The organism is Sphingomonas sp. IC4-52, from assembly GCF_020707225.1.
In the GTDB taxonomy this organism is placed as follows: Bacteria; Pseudomonadota; Alphaproteobacteria; order Sphingomonadales; family Sphingomonadaceae; genus Sphingomonas.
Window position 1 is genome coordinate 1 of record NZ_JAJFEU010000008.1, and the last position, 18,750, is coordinate 18,750.

Sequence of the window (18,750 nt, forward strand, 5' to 3'; positions counted from 1 at the left end):
TAGCAGCCCTCACCACCATTTACGGCAGTTTTCCGAGGGTTTGGGGAGGAGTGGTGCCCCGAACTGTGTAGCAGTTCAGTGTAGCAGACGCTCTCTGGGGACCGTCTTTTCGACGATCCCCCAGCATTATCAATGCTTTGAGAACAAATGGTGCCCAGAAGAGGACTCGAACCTCCACGCCCTTGCGAGCGCCAGCACCTGAAGCTGGTGCGTCTACCAATTCCGCCATCTGGGCACGGGGTAGGCCGGCGCCTCTAGGGCCGAGGTGGCGGCCTTGTCAACAGGCACTTCGCACGGCTAGGGGCTGGGCCGAAATTTTTTCCCCGGCGGAGCGTTACATGAGAGACAGGCTGTTCACGCTGATCGGCGGTGGCGGTTTTCTTGGCCGTTATGTCGCACAGGCGCTGCTTGCCACCGGCGCACGCGTTCGCGTTGCCCAGCGCGATCCGCGCGAGGCGTGGTATCTGAAGCCGCTGGGTGCGCTCGGCCAGACGCAGTTCGTGGCGGCGGACATCACCCGGCCCGATACGATCGAGCGGGCGATCGCCGGCGCCGATGGCGTCGTCAATCTGGTCGGCAGCTTCACCGGCAACCTGAACCGCATTCATGTGGAAGGGCCGCGGGCGCTGGCGCAGGCCGCGCGCAATGCCGGCGTCGAGGCAATGGTTCATGTGTCGGCGATCGGCGCCGATCCCCAGGCCGAGGCGCTGTACGCCCAGACCAAGGGCGCCGGCGAGGCCGCCGTGCGCGACGCCTTCCCCGGCGCCACGATCCTGCGCCCGTCCACCGTGTTCGGGCGCGAGGACAAGTTCATCAACATGTTCGCCCGCATGGTCGCCCGCTTTCCGGTGGTGCCCGTGCTAAAGCCGAACGTGCGCTTCCAGCCGGTGTTCGCCGGGGACGTTGGCGATGCGGTTGCGACTGTGCTTCGTGATCCCGCGACCTTTGCCGGGCGGACGTTCGAGCTGGGCGGTCCGGACGTGCTGACCATGTTGGAACTGCAACAGTGGATCGGGCGACAGATCGGTCGGCATCCGTCGTTCGTGCCGATGCCGGACGCGCTGGGCGGACTGCTCGCCGCGCTCCCCGGGGCGCCCATCTCGCGCGATCAGTGGAAGCTGCTGCAGAAGGATACGGTGGTGACCCAGGGTGCCGAAGGGCTGCAAGCGCTGGGTATCACGCCAACGCCGCTGGCGGCGGTCGCGCCCGGGTGGCTGGTGCAATATCAGCGCGCGGGGCGCTTTGCCCGCCCCACCGAGGCCTGATCCCGCTTCCGTTTCGCGCATCGGCCCGCGGCGGCGGGCGACCTGAAAGGCTGTCATGTCCGATCTGCTGACCGCGATCATCCTCGGCATTGTCGAGGGCGTCACCGAATTCCTGCCCGTTTCCTCCACCGGGCATCTGGTGCTCGCCACCGAGATCCTGGGCTATGATCCGCAGCGCTGGGCGGTGTTCAACATTGCGATCCAGCCAGGCGCGATCCTGGCGATCGTGGTGCTGTATTGGCGCACGTTCATGGCGGTGCTGACTGGCCTGGTGCGGGGCGAGCCCAATTCGGTCGCATTCGTGCGCAACCTGCTGATCGCCTTCGTTCCGGCCGTGGCGCTGGGTCTGGCATTCAACGACCAGATCGAGGCGTTGCTGGAAAATGCCGTGGTGGTCGCCTGGGCGCTGATCATCGGCGGCGTGGCAATCCTGATCATCGAAAAACTGGCCAAGACGCAGGTGGTGGGCGGCATTTCCGGCGTGTCGGCCGGGCAATCGGCGAAGATTGGCCTTGTTCAATGTATCGCGATGATCCCGGGCGTCAGCCGGTCAGGGGCGACGATCATGGGCGCCATGGCGATCGGCATCGATCGTCGCACGGCTGCGGAATTCTCCTTCTTCCTGGCGCTGCCGACGCTGACGGGCGCGACGGTGCTGCAGCTGGTGAAGCACCGCGACGCGATCACCGCCAACGACCTGCAGCTGATCGGGGTCGGCGCATTCGTGTCGTTCATCGTCGCGCTAGCGGTGGTGAAGGCGTTCATGGCGGTGGTGACGAAGCACGGTTTTGCCCCCTTTGCCTGGTATCGGATTATCGCCGGCGCAGTCGCGCTGGTGATGCTTTCTGCGCGATAGGTCCGAAATGTTACCTTCTTCAAAGGTGTTTGTAGCGGCTGAGTGAGCGAAAGCGGCGGTCGGGCGCAGAATAGGTCAGCAATACTGTCTTGATGGTGCTTTGCCGATGTGAGACCCACATCGGCGGAGGGCTTATGGCTGCTGATACCATGCTTCGATTCGTCGCTACCCCGCAGTCCTATCCGGACAAAAGGTCGGCAGAGGCGAGGGCAGAGGATTTTCGCGAGATTGCGGACCGCTATGCGATTCCGCGCGCGGAGGAGCAGGCCGGGCGGTGCTCGCAATGCGGCGTGCCGTATTGCACGGTGCATTGTCCGCTCCACAATCACATCCCGGACTGGCTACGGCTGACCGCCGAGGGGCGGCTGCGCGAGGCCTATGAGCTGAGCAACGCCACTTCCTCGATGCCCGAGATTTGTGGCCGCATCTGTCCGCAGGATCGGCTGTGCGAAGGCAATTGCGTGATCGAATTCTCCGGCCATGGCGCGGTGACGATCGGCTCCGTCGAGAAGTTCATTACTGATACCGCTTGGGAACAGGGCTGGATCGAGCCGCTAGTGCCGGGGCCGGCGCGTGGCCAATCGATCGGTGTGATCGGTGCCGGTCCGGCCGGACTGACTGCGGCCGAGTATCTTCGCAAGTACGGCTATGAGGTACACGTCTATGACCGGCATGACCGGGCGGGCGGGCTGCTGACCTATGGCATCCCCGGCTTCAAGCTGGAGAAGCACGTCGTCACTCGCCGCGTCGACCGGTTGAAGGACGGCGGGATCGTCTTCCACGAAGGCTTTGCGGTTGGCGAGGACGCGAGCTTCGCCGAGCTGCGCCAGCGGCATGATGCGCTGCTGATCGCGACCGGGGTCTACAAGGCGCGTGAGATCGATGTGCCGGGCAACCAGGCCTCCGGCGTAATCGCGGCGCTCGATTATCTGACAGCATCCAACCGCAAGAGCTTCGGCGATGCGGTGCCGGCGTTCGACAACGGCAGCCTCGACGCCAAGGGCAAGAATGTCGTGGTGATCGGCGGCGGCGATACCGCGATGGACTGCGTCCGCACCGCGATCCGACAGGGTGCCAAGAGCGTGCGCTGCCTGTACCGTCGCGACCGCGCGAACATGCCGGGATCGCAGCGCGAAGTCGCCCATGCCGAGGAGGAAGGCGCGGAATTCGTGTGGCTGTCCGCGCCGCATTCCTTCGTGGGCGAGGATGCTGTGTCGGGTGTGCGCGCCAATCGCATGCGGCTGGGCGCACCTGACGCGAGCGGCCGGCGCGCGCCCGAGGTCGATCCCGGCGGACCGCTGGACATGCCGGCCGACATGGTGATCAAGGCGCTGGGCTTCGATGCCGAGGAGCTGCCGCACCTGTGGGATGCGCCCGAACTGGGCGTCACCCGCTGGGGCACGGTGCTGGTCGACAACAAGACGCTGATGACGAGCCTCGACGGCGTGTTCGCCGCCGGTGACATCGTGCGCGGCGCGAGCCTCGTCGTCTGGGCGATCCGCGACGGACGCGATGTCGCGTCGACGATGCACAAATATCTCAAGAGCAAGGTCGCGGCGCAGCCCGCGAAGGAGGCCGCGTGATGGATCAGCGCGAATATCTCGCCACCCATGGCATGTACCGCCCCGAGTTCGAGGGCGATGCGTGCGGTGTGGGTCTTGTGGCGGCGACCGATGGCAAGCCGTCTCGCCGGGTGGTGCAGTCTGCGATCGATGCGCTGAAGGCGGTGTGGCACCGCGGCGCGGTCGATGCCGATGGCAAGACCGGCGATGGCGCGGGGCTGCACGTCGACCTGCCGGTGCGCTTCTTCGACGATGCGATCGCGATGAGCGGGCACAAGGTGCGCCCGAACCGGTTGGCGGTGGGCATGGTGTTCCTGCCGCGCACCGATCTTGCCGCGCAGGAGACGTGCCGCACCATCGTAGAGAGTGCGATCATCGAGGCCGGCTATACCATCTATGGCTGGCGCCAGGTGCCGGTGGACGTGAGCGTTATCGGCCTGAAGGCGCAGGCGACGCGGCCGGAGATCGAGCAGATCATGATCGCCGGGCCGATGCCCGACGAAGTGGACGCCGCGGAATTCGAGAAGAACCTCTATCTCGTCCGCCGGCGGATCGAAAAGCGGGTGATCGCGGCGCAGATCCAAGGCTTCTACATCTGTTCGCTGAGCTGCCGCTCGATCATCTACAAGGGGCTGTTCCTGGCCGAGAGCCTATCGGTGTTCTATCCGGACCTGACCGACAAGCGGTTCGAGAGTAGGGTCGCGATTTTTCACCAGCGTTATTCCACCAACACCTTCCCGCAATGGTGGCTCGCGCAGCCATTCCGGTGCCTGGCGCACAACGGCGAGATCAACACGATCCGCGGCAACAAGAACTGGATGTTGAGCCACGAGATCCGCATGGCGTCGATCGCGTTCGGCGAGCATTCGGAGGATATCAAGCCGGTGATCCCGGCGGGCGCGTCGGACACCGCTGCCCTGGACGCGACGTTCGAGGCGATCTGCCGTTCGGGCCGCGATGCGCCGACCGCGAAGCTGATGTTGGTGCCTGAGGCGTGGCAGAGCGACATTGCCGATGACATGCCGCCGGCACATGCCGCCATGTACCAGTATCTCGCCTCCGTCATGGAGCCGTGGGACGGTCCGGCCGCGCTGGCGATGACCGATGGGCGCTGGGCCGTGGCGGGCATGGACCGCAACGCGCTTCGCCCGCTGCGCTATACCCAGACCGCCGACGGCCTGCTGATCGTGGGATCGGAGAGCGGCATGGTGGTGGTGCCGGAATCGACCATCATCGCCAAGGGCCGGCTGGGGCCGGGGCAGATGATCGCGGTCGATCTGGCCGAGGGCAAGGTTTACGACGATCGCGCGATCAAGGACCGGATCGCGGCCGAGGCCGACTATGCCGGCATGATCGGCAATTTCGCGACGATCGACGACCTGCCGCCTGCCCCGGCGGCTGGCGTGCCGCGCTACGACCGTGCGGAGCTGGCGAAGCGCCAGGTGGCGGCCGGCCAGACGCTGGAGGACATGGAGCTGATCCTCGCGCCGATGGTGGAGACGGCCAAAGAAGCGATCGGATCGATGGGCGACGATACGCCGCTCGCCGTCATTTCCGACAAGCCGCGGCTGATCAGCCAGTTCTTCCGGCAGAATTTCAGCCAGGTGACGAACCCGCCGATCGACCCGCTGCGCGAGCGCTACGTGATGAGCCTCAAGACGCGGTTCGGGAACCTCGCCAACATCCTCGACACCGAGGATCGGCGCGAGCGCGTGCTCGTGCTCGATTCGCCGGTGCTGACGTCCACAGACTGGGCGCGGCTGAAGACCTATTTCGGCAGCGCGGCGGCAGAGATCGACTGCACGTTCGAGGCGAGCGGCGGCGCAGACAAGCTGCGCGCCGCGATCCAGCGCATCCGCAACGAGGCCGAGCAGGCCGTGCGGCAGGGCAAGAGCGAAATCTTCCTGACCGACGAATATGTTGGGCCGGAACGGATCGCGATCCCCGGCGTGCTCGCCGCGGCGGCCGTGCACACGCACCTCGTGCGGCGCGGACTGCGCTCCTACGCGTCAGTCAACGTCCGCACCGCGGAATGCCTCGACACGCATTATTATGCGGTGCTGATCGGCGTCGGCGCGACGACGGTGAACGCCTACCTCGCCGAAGCCGCGATCGCGGATCGCCAGGCGCGCGGGCTGTTCGGTGACCTCGCGCTCGACGAATGCCTGAAGCGGCACCGCAAGGCGATCGAGGAAGGCCTGCTGAAGATCATGTCGAAGATGGGGATCGCGGTGATCTCCAGCTATCGCGGCGGCTATAACTTCGAGGCGGTGGGCCTGTCTCGCGCGCTGGTGAACGACTTCTTCCCGGGCATGCCGGCGAAGATCTCGGGCGAAGGCTATGCCTCGCTACACATCAACGCGAAGGATCGGCACGACGCGGCGTTCGACGAGGCGGTGGTGAACCTGCCGATCGGCGGCTTCTATCGCCAGCGGCATACGGGCGAGGCACATGCCTATTCCGCGCAGCTGATGCACCTGTTGCAGACGTCGGTCGCGACCGACAGTTATTCGACCTACCTGCAATTCTCACGCGGCGTAGGCGACCTGCCGCCGATCTACCTGCGCGATCTGCTGCAGTTCAACTTCCCCGCAGAAGGCGTGCCGATCGACCAGGTCGAGCCGATCACCGAGATCCGCAAGCGCTTCGTGACGCCGGGGATGAGCCTTGGCGCGCTATCCCCCGAGGCGCACGAGACGCTGGCGATCGCGATGAACCGTATCGGCGCCAAGGCGGTGTCCGGCGAGGGCGGCGAGGACAAGACCCGATATCAGCCGTACGAAAATGGCGACAACGCCAATTCGGTGATCAAGCAGATCGCGTCGGGGCGCTTCGGCGTGACGGCGGAATATCTCAACGCCTGCGAGGAGATCGAGATCAAGGTTGCGCAGGGCGCCAAGCCCGGCGAGGGCGGGCAGCTGCCTGGCTTCAAGGTGACCGAGTTCATCGCCAAGCTGCGCCATGCGACGCCGGGCGTGACGCTGATCTCCCCGCCGCCGCACCACGACATCTATTCGATCGAGGATCTGGCGCAGCTGATCTACGACCTGAAGCAGATCAATCCGCGGGCGCGGGTGTGCGTGAAGCTCGTCTCCTCGGCGGGCATCGGCACCGTCGCGGCGGGCGTCGCGAAGGCGCATGCCGACGTGATCCTGGTTTCCGGCCATGTCGGCGGCACCGGTGCTTCCCCCCAGACCAGCATCAAATATGCCGGCACGCCGTGGGAAATGGGCCTTTCCGAGGTCAACCAGGTGCTGACGCTGAACGGCCTGCGCGGGCGGATCAAGCTGCGCACCGACGGGGGCCTGCGCGTCGGGCGCGACATCGTGATCGCCGCGATCCTCGGTGCGGAGGAATTCGGCATTGGCACGCTGAGCCTCGTTGCGATGGGCTGCATCATGGTGCGCCAGTGCCACTCGAACACGTGCCCGGTCGGCGTGTGCACGCAGGACCCGCGGCTGCGCGAGAAGTTCGTCGGCACGCCGGAGAAGGTCATCAACCTGATGACCTTCATTGCCGAGGAAGTGCGCGACATCCTGGCGCGGCTGGGCGTGCGCAGCCTCGACGAAGTGATTGGGCGGACGGAGTTGCTGCGGCAGGTGAGCCGCGGCGCGGAGCATCTCGACGATCTCGATCTCAACCCGATCCTCGCCAAGGTCGACGCGACCGATGCGGAGCGGCGCTTCTCGCTCAACACCTTCCGCAACGAAGTGCCCGACAGCCTCGACGCGCAGATCATCAAGGATGCGGGCGCCGTCTTCTCGCGGCGCGAAAAGATGCAGCTGACCTATTCGGTGCGCAACACGCACCGCGCGGTCGGCACGCGGCTGTCGAGTGAGATCACCCGCACGTTCGGAATGAGCGCGCTGAACGACGGTCATGTCACGATCCGCCTGCGCGGCTCGGCGGGCCAGAGCCTTGGCGCCTTCCTGTGCAAGGGCATCACGCTGGAAGTGTTCGGCGACGCCAACGACTATGTCGGCAAGGGCCTGTCGGGCGGCGTGATCGTGGTGCGGCCGGCGGTGTCGTCACCGCTCCGCAGCCAGGAGAATACGATCGTCGGCAACACCGTCCTGTACGGTGCTACCTCGGGCGCGCTGTTCGCGGCCGGACAGGCTGGCGAGCGGTTCGCGGTGCGAAACTCGGGCGCAACGGTGGTGGTCGAGGGCTGCGGCGCGAACGGCTGCGAATATATGACGGGCGGCACGGCCGTGGTGCTGGGCGCCGTCGGCCAGAACTTTGGTGCCGGCATGACGGGCGGCATGGCCTTCGTCTACGATCATGACGACAGCTTTGCGCGCCGCGCCAACCCGGAAAGCATCGTGTGGCAGCGGCTGGCCGCGGCGCACTGGACGGGCGTGCTGCGCGACCTGATCACCCGCCATGTTCAGGCAACCGATTCCAAGTGGGCGCGCGGTATCCTCGATGATTGGGAGCGCTCGTCGGCGCGCTTCTGGCAGGTGGTGCCGCGTGAGATGCTGGAAAGGCTGGTCCATCCGCTCGACGACACGTTCGCGATGGAAGCGGCGGAGTAGGTCTCTGCTTCTGGCGGCACCGAACGGGCCTTTGGGTTTCGTCGGTGCCGCTTTCGTCTTTGGACGAGGGCAACACCGCGGCGTGGATGATGTGGTGTGTGGAGGGGCGCACCTGCGCGGTTCATGCGGGCGATGGTGTGCCGGCTCTTGCCCTGGCCGTGCCGTTCGTTGGGTGTCGGCGCCTTGGCCAAGTGATCGGCTGATCCCGCACCCGTGCGGTTTGGCGTCTTATTCGCTTCGCATCTGCCATGACGCGCTGGGCCACCGCTCGATCTGGACGGGCGTATTCGTGACTCCGAATGCCGCGTGCCCTGCTCACTGCGCGCTGAACAGCAAGCGGTCAGGCCTCGCGCCGGGAAGTATGCTCCCATCGTGACCGGACGCCCGCCATTTGGCGGGCTTCGCCTGGGACCGCCGGGGACGCCGCAGGGCAGGCGACCGCCCAGCGCCGGGGTTAGAACCCCGGCGGCGGCCCATCCTCGAACTCAGGTTCCAGCTCCTCGCGCCGCCGCACGGGCGGAGGGGGAGGGGGCGGGCGGTTGATGGTGACCGATCCGTCAGGTCCGATTTCCAGATCCATGCCCAGACCGTCCAGCCGGCCAGCAATGGGCGCAATCTCATTCTCGACGACGCCGACCAATCCAGCCTCGGGATCGACATCCTCAACCGCCGGTGCCTTGACGACCGGCGCGAGATCGAGCGCGTTCGTCATGAAATTGCGCCAGATCTGCGCGGGGATGCCGCCGCCGTGCAGGCCGGGATTGGGCGTGTTGTCGTCATTGCCGACCCACACGCCGACCACGAGATCACCGGCAAATCCGATGAACCATGCGTCGCGACCCGATTGCGACGTGCCGGTCTTGCCATAAGCATCGACCGACAGCGCCGCTGCCCGGCCGGTTCCGCGCACCGATGCGGCGAGCAGCGTCAGCATGTCATCATGGATGCGATCGGGCATGGTCTTCTGCCCGCCGGTAAGTGAACTGTACCAGCTCTTGTCCCGCACATCGGGCAAGCCGTGCGGCTGAACGGGATAGCGACCCTCGGCGACACCGGCAAAGGCCGAGGTCAGTTCCAGCAGGGAGACTTCGGAGGTGCCAAGCCCGATGGTCGCCTCGTTGGCGATGGGGGTCGAGATGCCAAGATCGCGCGCGGCGCGGATGACGTTGCGCACGCCCACTTCCTGCGTCAGGCGGGCGGCCACCACATTGGAGGAGCGCTGAAAGGCGCGCCGCAGCGTGATCTCGCCGAGATAGCGATTATCGTCGTTCTTTGGCTTCCACCCGGCGATTTCCACCGGGGAATCGTCCACCACCGTATCGGGCGACATGCCCGCGCGCAGGGCGGCCAAGTAGACGAAAAGCTTGAAGGTGGAGCCCGGCTGGCGCCGCGCCTGAGTGGCGCGGTTGAAGGGGCTCTTCTTGTAATCACGCCCGCCGACCATCGCGACCACTTCGCCATTGCGCTTCATGGCGACGAGCGCTGCCTGCGCCTGGCGCAAGCCAGCCTGGCGGATCACCCGTTCGGCCGCGCGCTGAAGGTCACGATCCAGCGTGGTGCGCACGGTGGCTTCGGTCTTGACCTCTCCGGCCTGATCGCGCGCCTCGGGCAGCACCCAATCGGCGAAATAGGTGCCGGTGGGCAATTGTCGCGGACGGCTGGCCAGCACACGCTGCGGCTGGACGTCCTCGCCCTGTGCCTTGGTAAGGAAGCCGGCGTCGACCATGGCGGCGACCACCACCGCCTGACGTTCCCGAGCGCCCTTGAGATTGCTGGTCGGAGCGAGGCGCGAGGGCGCCTTTACCAGGCCGGCGAGCATGGCGGCCTGACCAATGTTCATCTTCTCCGGCGAACGGCCGAAGTAATGCTTGGCCGCGGCACGCAGACCATAAACGTTGTCGCCGAAATAGACGTTCGAGAGATAGCGCGACAGGATTTCGTCCTTCGTCAGCCATGCCTCCAGCCAAAAGGCGATCATGACCTCGCGGATCTTGCGCGCAGCGGTGCGATCCGAATCAAGAAAGGCGTTCTTGGCCAGCTGCTGCGTGATCGTGCTGCCGCCCTGACGCACACCGCCGGAACCAAGATTGGCCCAGGCAGCGCGGGCAATGCCGCGCGGATCAATGCCCCAGTGCGAGTAGAAGCGCCGGTCCTCGATAGCGAGGAATGCCTCGCGCACATGGGGCGGCAGCTTTGCCGCGTCGACCGGCTCCCCGATGATCGCACCGCGCCGTGCGATCGGTGTGCCGTCTGCGGCCGTCAACGTGATCGAGGGCGGCGTGGGCGGCTTGAGCGATTGCGATAGCGGGGCGGTGATCGCGAGCCAGGCAATGGCCAGCACGAGCAGGATGACCATCGCGCCAAGCCCGCGCATGATCCAGCGCATCGAGATACGCGGCAGGCGGCGAGCGGGAACGGGATCGGACGGCGGAGGCGCATCATCCTGCCACGCCTCGAAATCAGGCATGGCCGGGCGCGGCTCTCCAGGTGAATGATGGTAGCGGAGGCGACCGCTGTCGAAGGGATCAGGGCGCATATCGTCGTTCCGGCGGTCAGCCATCGCGTATTACTTTACTAAGACAGTTGCCGCAAGGATGCGCATCGTGCGAGGGAATAGGGCCATGAGCGGCGAAGCGGAAGCACTTCAATCGGACCAGCGACCGCTGGTCGTCGGAATTGGCGGCACTATCGGGGCGATTTCCTCGACGGAACGCGCATTGCGAATCGCGCTGGACGCAGCGGAGGAGCAGGGCTTTCGGACCCGTTTGTTCGGCGGCGCGGACATGGCCAAGCTGCCGCTGTACAATCCCAAGGCAAGCGAGCGGACAGCGGAAGAGCGTGAGTTCGTCGAAGCGGTCCGCGGTGCGTCGGCGCTCATCATCGCCTCGCCGGGCTACCACGGCAGCATTTCGGGCGTGGTGAAAAACGCGCTCGACTTGCTGGAAGAAACGGCGCGCGATCCGGAGCGTACGTATCTCGCGGACATGCCGGTTGGCCTGATCGCGACCGCTTATGGATGGCAGGCGACCGGCTCCACGATCGCGGCGCTTCGCTCGATCGTCCATGCGCTGCGTGGTTGGCCGACGCCATTTGCGGCCGCGATCAACAGCGCAGTGACCAAATTCGACGAAGATGGCGGGGCGAGCGATCCTGCCGTTGTCGAACAGTTACGGCTGATCGGCCAGCAGGTGGCGCGGTTCGCCCCGTTGGCCAAGGCTGGCTGAACGGGCCGCCCAGAACTTACGTAACATCTGTTATCTTGCCGTTGACAGCGCCGCCGCCGCTGGTCCACCTCCCGCCCCAGACCGGAGAAAACCGGCACGGAAAAGCGGAGAGCGGGCATGGTGCTGACCAAGGGCGACGAATATCCGATTCACCAGACGGCCGAGCCGGTCGCTTATGCGGGGACGGATCGGAATTTCTACGATCGCTTCTTCTTCAACGGTTATGCCCCCGGCGCAGACGAGGACGGCTTCTTCGCCGCGGCGATGGGCGTTTATCCGCATATCAACATCATCGATGCGAGCTTCTGCTGGCTGAAGGACGGCAAGCAGGTGAACCTGCACGCCAGCCGCGGCCTCAACATGGAGCGGATGGATACGCAGGTGGGCGGGATCGCGGTCGAGGTGATCGAACCGCTCAAGTCCGTGAAGCTCATGGTGGACTCGCCCGAGCACAAGATCCGCGCCGAACTGACCTTCACCGGCCGCGCCTTCCCGCTAGAGGAGCCGCGATTCACGCGCAGAAATGGGCCCCGCGTGCTGATGGATGTGACGCGGATGACCCAGAATGGCAGCTATCGGGGCTGGATCGACGTCGATGGCGTGCGAACGGACGTGAATGGTTGGTTGGGAACGCGTGATCGCTCCTGGGGCGTCCGGCCGATCGGCGCGCCCGATGCGCAGCCGGCCAGCCCGCCGATCGCGCCGCAGTTCTTCTGGCTGTGGAGCCCGACCGCGATGGAGGACGGAGACTTCTACTTCCACACCAACGACGACGAGCATGGCCGCTTCTGGAACCGGCGCGCGGCGTGGAAGCCGCTGGGTGGCGGGATCGAGGACGAGACGCATTTCGAATCCGACTACAAGATCCAGTGGAAGCAAGGCTCGCGCCACGCGCAGGCGGCCAGCGTCACGCTGAAAGACGAACAGGGCCAGGAGACGAAGGTCGACTTCGACCTTGGCCAGCAGTTCATGATGCTTGGCCTTGGCTATACCCATCCCAAGTGGAGCCATGGGCGGCACCAGGGCGACGGGCTGACGGTGGAGCGCGAGGATTTCGTTCCCGCCGAGATGGACCCGATGCAGCCGCACCATCTCCACATCCAGGCGCTGGCCACCGTCACCATGACGGGACCTGACGGGAAGGTGCGGCGTGGCAAGGGCGTGCTCGAACAGCTGGTGATGGGGCCGCACGCGCCGTCCGGCTTCAAGGGCGTGCTCGATCCGGCATGACGACGCTGACCCCATCCGAGATCGAGGCCTATCTCTCCCGCGTCTGGGAACAGCCGGTGCGGGTTGCGGATCTTGCCCGCATCCCCGGCGGCGCGAGCCGCGAGACCTATCGCTTCGATGCCCATGCAGGGGCGGAAGTCCACCAGCTGATCCTGCGGCGCGAGCCGGCGAAGGGCCTGATCGATACCGAGAGCGCGACCGAGTTTCGCGCTTATCAAAGCGCGGCCGGGGTCGTTCCCGTGCCGCGCGCGGTGGCGCTGGAGCCCGATGGCGCCGAGCTTGGCCGGCCGTTCTTCATCATGGAGCGGATCGAGGGCGGCGAAGTCGCGAGCAGCTTCGCGCGCGATCCGTTCGGCGCCCACGGTGCGACGCTGGGCGAGGCGTTCTTCGGCGCGCTCGGCCGGCTGGCGGCGCATGATCCCACCGGCACGCCGCTCGCCGACCATGTGCCGATGCCCGAGCCCGACCAGTGCTGGCGCATCGCGCTGGATTATTGGGAAGGGGTGATCGAGGAGGATTCGCTGCAGCCGCAGCCGATCGCGCGCGCCGCGATCCGCTGGCTTCGCGCCAATCCGCCGCCGCCGGCGCAGCGCGTCGCGATCGTCCATGGCGATTATCGTTCCGGCAACGTCATGCACGACGGCGCGGGCGGGATGCGCGCGATGTTCGACTGGGAGATGGCGCATCTCGGCGATCCGCTGGAGGATCTGGGCTGGGCGCTGGACCCGATCTGGGATCACTTCATCCCCGGCGCGGCGAGCGGCATGCTGCCGCGCCCTGACGCGATCGCGATCTGGGAGCGCGCCAGCGGGCTGACGGTCGATCCCGCCGCGATGCGCTGGTGGTCGCTGTTCGCATCGGTGAAGGGGATTGCGATCTGGATCTCCGCCTTCCGCGAGTTCGTGGACGGCGGGCGGCAGGATCCGGTGCTGGCGGTATCCGGCTGGTATACCGCGCGGCGGCAGGACGCGATCATCGCGGCGCAGCTTGGCGGGCGGCATTATGATCCGGTGCCGGTGATGCCGTCGAGCGACCTGGCGCAGGTACTGATCGGCGCGGGGATCGCAGCGGCGGGCGCAGGCGAGAAGGTGGGCGCGGTCGATGCGTTCGCCGGATCGACGCTGACCGTGGCGGCGCTGCTCGCCCTGCTCGGCGCGCAGGAAGCGGAAAAGGCCGCGGCGTGGCGACGCGCGGATATCGCCGACATGCGGGCCCTGCTGGGCGAGGATGCCCCGGTGACCCATGATGGCGAGACGCTCGACGCGCTCGACGGCATCTGGGCCGCGCTGGCGACGGCACTGATCGCACAGCATGACGCGGTGGCGGAAGCGGGCGGCGACGAGACGCCGTTCTTCGACTTCTATCGCGAAAGCGCGGCGCGGCGGGAGCTGGCCTGGCCGTTATGACCGACCTGCCGCTTTCGGGAATTCGCGTGATCGATGCCGCCCCGGGCGTGCTGGGTGCGATCGGGCGGTTGCTGGGCGAGCTTGGCGCAGAGGTGATCCGGATCGAGCCAAGCGGCGGCGGGGCGGATCGTGATGCGGGCGCGAAAGTCGCGGGCACCAGCCTCTCGTTCGTTGCGGCGAACCTCGGCAAGAAGGCCGCCACGATCGACCTGCCGGGAGACGAAGCGCGGCTTATCGATCTCGCGCGCGAGGCGGACATCATGATCGAGGCCGGGTTCGCCGGGCCGGATCACGATGCGATCCGCGCCGCCGCGCCCGAACTGATCCTGGTTACGATCAGCGACTTCGGACCCGTAGGCCCGTGGCGGGACTGGCAGGCGAGCGAGGCGGTACTTCAGGCGCTGACGGGCGGATTGTCCCGCTCCGGCCTGCCGGGCCGGCCGCCACTGCTGCCGCCCGGGCAGCTGACCTACGAGACTGCCGCGCCGCACATTGCGGTGGCGACGCTCGCCGCTTTCTACCGCCGGCTTCGCACCGGCGAGGGCGACCGGGTGGACGTGTCGCTGCTGGAAGCGGGAATGCAGGCGCTCGACCCCGGATTCGGCCTGAACGGCAGCGCCCAATCGGGCGTGCCGAGCTGGAAGATGGATCGCGGGCGGACCGACGAACGCTTCCGCTACCCGATCCTGCCGTGCGCCGACGGGCTGGTGCGGCTGTGCGTGCTGGCGCCGCGGCAATGGCGCGCGATGTACGCCTGGATGGGCGAGCCGGCGGAATTTGCCGGGCCGGAGTGGGAGAAGCTGGCGACGCGGTTCCGATCGACCACGCTGCTGCCGGCGATCACCCGCTTCTTCGCGGACAAGGCGCGCGCCGAGATCGAGGAAGAAGGGGCCGCGCGGGGCATCCCGGTGGCGGGACTGCTCGACCTCGACGAGGCAGTGGCGACAGCGCAGATGACCGCGCGCGCGGCGTTCGTGCCGGTCGAGGTGGCACCCGGCTGCACCCTCCCCTTTCCCAACGGGACGATCGAGATCGACGGCGCGCGGGCCGGCAACCGCGGGCCGGCACCGGCGGCAGGCGGCAGCGCGACGTTCGAGACGCCGCGCGCAGTATTCCAGGCGCCGCCGCGGGCGAATTACCCGCTGGAGGGCATCAGGGTACTCGACATGGGCGTGATCGTCGTCGGCGGCGAAACCGGGCGGCTGCTCGCGGATCTGGGCGCGGACGTGATCAAGGTGGAGAATGCCGCCTTCCCGGACGGCCAGCGCCAGTCGCGCGACAATGCGCCCGTCAGCCTGACTTGGGCCGCGGGGCATCGCAACAAGCGCGGCTTGTCGATCGACCTGCGGTCAGACCGCGGCAAGGCGCTGTTCCTGGATCTGGTGCGCCAAGCGGACGTGCTGCTCTCCAACTTCAAGCCCGGGACGTTGGCCGCGCTGGGCTTCGACGCGGCGACGCTGGCGGCGGCGAACCCGCGGCTGGTGGCGATCGACAGTTCGGCGTTCGGGCCGACGGGGCCATGGTCGGCACGGCTCGGCTACGGCCCGCTGGTGCGCGCTTCGGCCGGGCTGACCAAGCAATGGGTGTATCCCGGGGAGCCGGACAGCTTTTCCGACACGGTGACCGTGTACCCCGATCATGTCGCGGGGCGGATCGGCACGCTGGGCGCGCTGGCGCTGCTGATACGGCGGCTGCGCACCGGCCGGGGCGGGACGGCGAGCGTGAGCCAGGCCGAGGTGATGCTGGGCCACAAGGCGGCCGAGATCGCGACGCTGGCGGCGCGGCAGGCCGGCATCGAGATCGACGGCGGCATAACCGCGGAGGACTGGTTGCTGCCGTGCGCCGGCGAGGACGAATGGTGCGCCGTTACGCTACGCGATGATGCAGATCGGGCAGCGCTGGCCGAGGTGGTCGGCGGGCCGACCCGTGCTGCGGCCGAGGAGTGGGCGCGGGCGCGCCCGCCGCAAGAGGTCATGGGGACGCTGCAGGCGGCGGGCGTGCCGGCCGGGATGATGATCCGCGTGATCGAGATGCCCGATGCGCCGGGCTATCGCGCGCTTGGCACGTTCCGCACCGCGCATCACCCGCTGCTCGACGCCCCATTCCAGGTGGAAGGGCCGATCGCGCATTTCGAGCGGGTGCCGGAACCCGACCAGCGACCGGCGCCGCGCATCGGCGAGGATAGCGTCGCAGTCGTCAAGCACTGGCTGGGCCTCGGCGATGACGCGATCGCGCCGCTGCTGACCGACAAGATCATCGAACAAGCTGCCTAGAAAGGGACTGTAGAAATGGCTGAACTCGGCAACGAGGCCGTCACCGTCGAGACGCGCGGCAACGTGATGCTCATCACGATCAACCGCCCGGAAGCGCGCAATGCGGTCAATCGCTTCGTCCATGAGGGCGTGGGCGATGCGCTGGAGGCAGCCGACAAGGATCCCGAGATCCGCGTCGTGATCGTGACGGGTGCGGGCGACAAGTCCTTCTGCGCGGGCGCCGACCTCGTCGCGCTGTCACGCGGGGAGAGCCTGGCCCCGGACGACAAGACCAAGGCCGCCTGGGGCTTTGCCGGGATCGTCAGCCACGCCATTTCCAAGCCGGTGATCGCGGCGGTGAACGGGATGGCGCTGGGCGGCGGGCTGGAGATCACGCTGGCCTGTGACCTGGCGGTCGCAGTGGATGAGGCGAAGTTCGGCCTGCCCGAACCCAAGCGCGGCCTGTTCGCGGCGGCTGGCGGCGTGTTCCGCCTGCCCGAGCAGCTGCCCAAGAAGATCGCGATGGAAATGATCCTGACCGGCGATCCGATCGACGCGAAGCGCGCGCTGGAACTGGGGCTGATCAACGCCGTCGCGACGCGCGAGCAGCTGCTCGACACCGCCTTCGCGCTGGCCGAGCGGATCGCCGTTAACGCGCCGCTCTCCGTTCAGGCATCGAAGCGGATGGCGCAGGGCATCGTCGACGGGAAGATCGAGCGGGAGGAAGGCGCCTGGGCGCAGAACCGCGCCGAGACCAGGATCGTCTTCACCAGCGAGGATTCGCGCGAAGGGCCTAAGGCGTTCGCCGAGAAGCGCGCGCCGGTGTGGAAGGCGCGCTGAGATGGCAGCGAACCCGGAGAATATCGCAGTCATCGTGGGCGTCGGGCAGGTCAATGACCGCCCGGCCGATCCGATGGCGGGCAAGGATGCGCTTGGCCTGATGATCGCCGCGCTGGAGGAGGCCGAGAAGGACGCTGGCGGGGGGGACGCCGGCGGCGGGTGGCTGGCCGATGTGGAATCGGTCGCGGTCGTGCAGCAGATCAGCTTCCGCAAGGACAATCCGCTGGCGCAGAAGGTGGCGGACGGGATCGGATCGAGAGCCGGGATCGTCTATGAATCGGTCGGCCCCAATGGCGATAGCCCGATCCTGCTGCTGAACGAGGCGGCGAACCGCATCGTGCGCGGCGAGATCAGGATCGCCGCAGTAACGGGCGGCGAGGCGCTGCGCACCGCGAGCCAGCGCGCGGCTATCGCGGCGAAGACGAGCGTTGCGGACCAGAACCCGCTGCGCAACCTCAGCAAGGGCGCCAAGCCCGGCTATCGCCAAATCTATGGGCTGGCGACGCCGGTCGACGTTTACCCCTTGTACGAGAATGCTGGGCGCGCGGCTTATGGCCAGACGCTGGAGGAAGGGCAGCGCGAATCGGGCGAGATCTGGTCGCGCTTCTCCGAGGTGGCGGCGAAGACGCCGGCGGCGTGGATCCACGCGCCCAAGTCGCCGCAGGAGATCGTCGAGCCGACCGCGGACAATCGCCCGATCGCTTTTCCTTACACCAAGCTGATGGTGGCCAATTCGAGCGTCAATCAGGGCGCGGGCTTCATCGTCACCAGCCTGGCCGAGGCGCGGCGGCGCGGCGTGCCGGAGGAGCGGATCATCTATGTCGGCCGCGGCGCCAGCGCGCATGAGGCGGACGATTTCCTCGCCCGTGACCGCTACGACAAGTCGCCCAGCATGGAAGTGTGCCTTCGCCGCACGCTCGAGTTCAACCAGGTCACGGCGGACGATCTGGATCTGGTGGAGCTTTATTCCTGCTTCCCCTGCGTGCCCAAGATGGCGCGCCGGGTGATCGGCTGGCCGGTGGAGAAGCCGGCGACGGTGTTCGGTGGCCTGACCTTCGGCGGCGGGCCGATCGGCAACTACATGGCGCATGCCGTGGCCGAGATGGTCGATGCCCTGCGCGCCGGCGAGGGCGAGAAGGGGCTGCTGTTCGCTAATGGCGGCTTTGCCACGCACAATCACGCGATCGTGCTCGGCACCCAGCCGCTGCCCGGCGCTGGCGAGGCGCATGAGTTCGACCTGCAGGCGGAGGCGGATGCGGCGCGTGGGCCTGTGCCGGAACTGGTGAAGGATTATACCGGGCCGGGCGCGGTGGAGACCTACACCGTCTTCTACAACCGCGATGGTTCGGCGAAGGCTGGCGTGGTGGTGGCGAAGCTGCCGGACGGCAGGCGCACGCTGGCGCAGGTGCCGGGCAGCGACGCCGACACGATCGCTTTCCTCAGCGATGGCAGCGCGGAACCGGTGGGGACGGCCGGCCAAGTGGTTGCCGAGGGCGAGCTGATGGTGTGGAAACGCGCCTGACCCGCTTGCAGTCGGACGGAGCCTGGGGATGATTTGGGCGTTGCACTCCCGCCGCGGC

General features: G+C 67.1%; 11 protein-coding genes and 1 tRNA gene. 10 read left to right on the forward strand and 2 right to left on the reverse strand.

Annotation, left to right across the window (positions count from 1 at the left end):
* Positions 1-148: 148 nt before the first annotated feature.
* Positions 149-235 (reverse strand) — tRNA-Leu (locus LK535_RS15705).
* A 103-nt stretch (positions 236-338) separates the two neighbouring features.
* Here LK535_RS15705 and LK535_RS15710 point away from each other — a divergent pair.
* The 4 genes from LK535_RS15710 to gltB all read left to right on the forward strand — a co-directional run bounded on the left by LK535_RS15710 (position 339) and on the right by gltB (position 8,218).
* Positions 339-1,265, forward strand: coding sequence for a complex I NDUFA9 subunit family protein (locus LK535_RS15710; protein WP_227772874.1), 927 nt, complete (start codon positions 339-341; stop codon positions 1,263-1,265).
* A 55-nt stretch (positions 1,266-1,320) separates the two neighbouring features.
* The gene (locus LK535_RS15715; protein ID WP_227772875.1) at positions 1,321-2,121 is read left to right on the forward strand and encodes an undecaprenyl-diphosphate phosphatase; all 801 of its coding nucleotides are present in this window, start codon (positions 1,321-1,323) and stop codon (positions 2,119-2,121) included.
* A gap of 134 nt (positions 2,122-2,255) precedes the next feature.
* Entirely contained in the window at positions 2,256-3,704 is a 1,449-nt protein-coding gene (locus tag LK535_RS15720; RefSeq protein WP_227772876.1) for an NAD(P)-dependent oxidoreductase, read from the forward strand.
* Positions 3,704-8,218: a glutamate synthase large subunit gene (gene gltB / locus LK535_RS15725; RefSeq protein ID WP_227772877.1), complete on the forward strand. Its 4,515-nt coding sequence runs from the start codon at positions 3,704-3,706 to the stop codon at positions 8,216-8,218. Before LK535_RS15720 ends, gltB begins: the two co-directional genes overlap by 1 nt.
* Positions 8,219-8,672: 454 nt before the next feature.
* Here the strand turns inward: gltB and LK535_RS15730 are convergent, their stop codons facing one another.
* Positions 8,673-10,778, reverse strand: a complete 2,106-nt coding sequence (locus tag LK535_RS15730) for a transglycosylase domain-containing protein (protein WP_227772878.1) — start codon at positions 10,776-10,778, stop codon at positions 8,673-8,675.
* Between the two features lie 61 nt (positions 10,779-10,839).
* Here LK535_RS15730 and LK535_RS15735 point away from each other — a divergent pair, with 61 nt between their 5' ends.
* The 6 genes from LK535_RS15735 (at position 10,840) to LK535_RS15760 (ending at position 18,692) form a co-directional block, all read left to right on the forward strand.
* Positions 10,840-11,442, forward strand: coding sequence for an NADPH-dependent FMN reductase (locus LK535_RS15735; RefSeq protein WP_227772879.1), 603 nt, complete (start codon positions 10,840-10,842; stop codon positions 11,440-11,442).
* A 117-nt stretch (positions 11,443-11,559) separates the two neighbouring features.
* On the forward strand, positions 11,560-12,672 hold the full coding sequence (locus LK535_RS15740; RefSeq protein WP_227772880.1) for a hypothetical protein: 1,113 nt from the start codon (positions 11,560-11,562) through the stop codon (positions 12,670-12,672).
* Positions 12,669-14,078, forward strand: a complete 1,410-nt coding sequence (locus LK535_RS15745; RefSeq protein WP_227772881.1) for a phosphotransferase family protein — start codon at positions 12,669-12,671, stop codon at positions 14,076-14,078. The genes LK535_RS15740 and LK535_RS15745 overlap by 4 nt, the downstream gene beginning before the upstream one ends.
* Positions 14,075-16,351, forward strand: a complete 2,277-nt coding sequence (locus tag LK535_RS15750) for a CaiB/BaiF CoA-transferase family protein (RefSeq protein WP_227772882.1) — start codon at positions 14,075-14,077, stop codon at positions 16,349-16,351. Before LK535_RS15745 ends, LK535_RS15750 begins: the two co-directional genes overlap by 4 nt.
* A gap of 15 nt (positions 16,352-16,366) precedes the next feature.
* Entirely contained in the window at positions 16,367-17,170 is an 804-nt protein-coding gene (locus tag LK535_RS15755; protein ID WP_227772883.1) for a crotonase/enoyl-CoA hydratase family protein, read from the forward strand.
* Between the two features lies 1 nt (position 17,171).
* Entirely contained in the window at positions 17,172-18,692 is a 1,521-nt protein-coding gene (locus LK535_RS15760; RefSeq protein WP_227772884.1) for an acetyl-CoA acetyltransferase, read from the forward strand.
* The last annotated feature ends 58 nt before the right edge of the window (positions 18,693-18,750 follow it).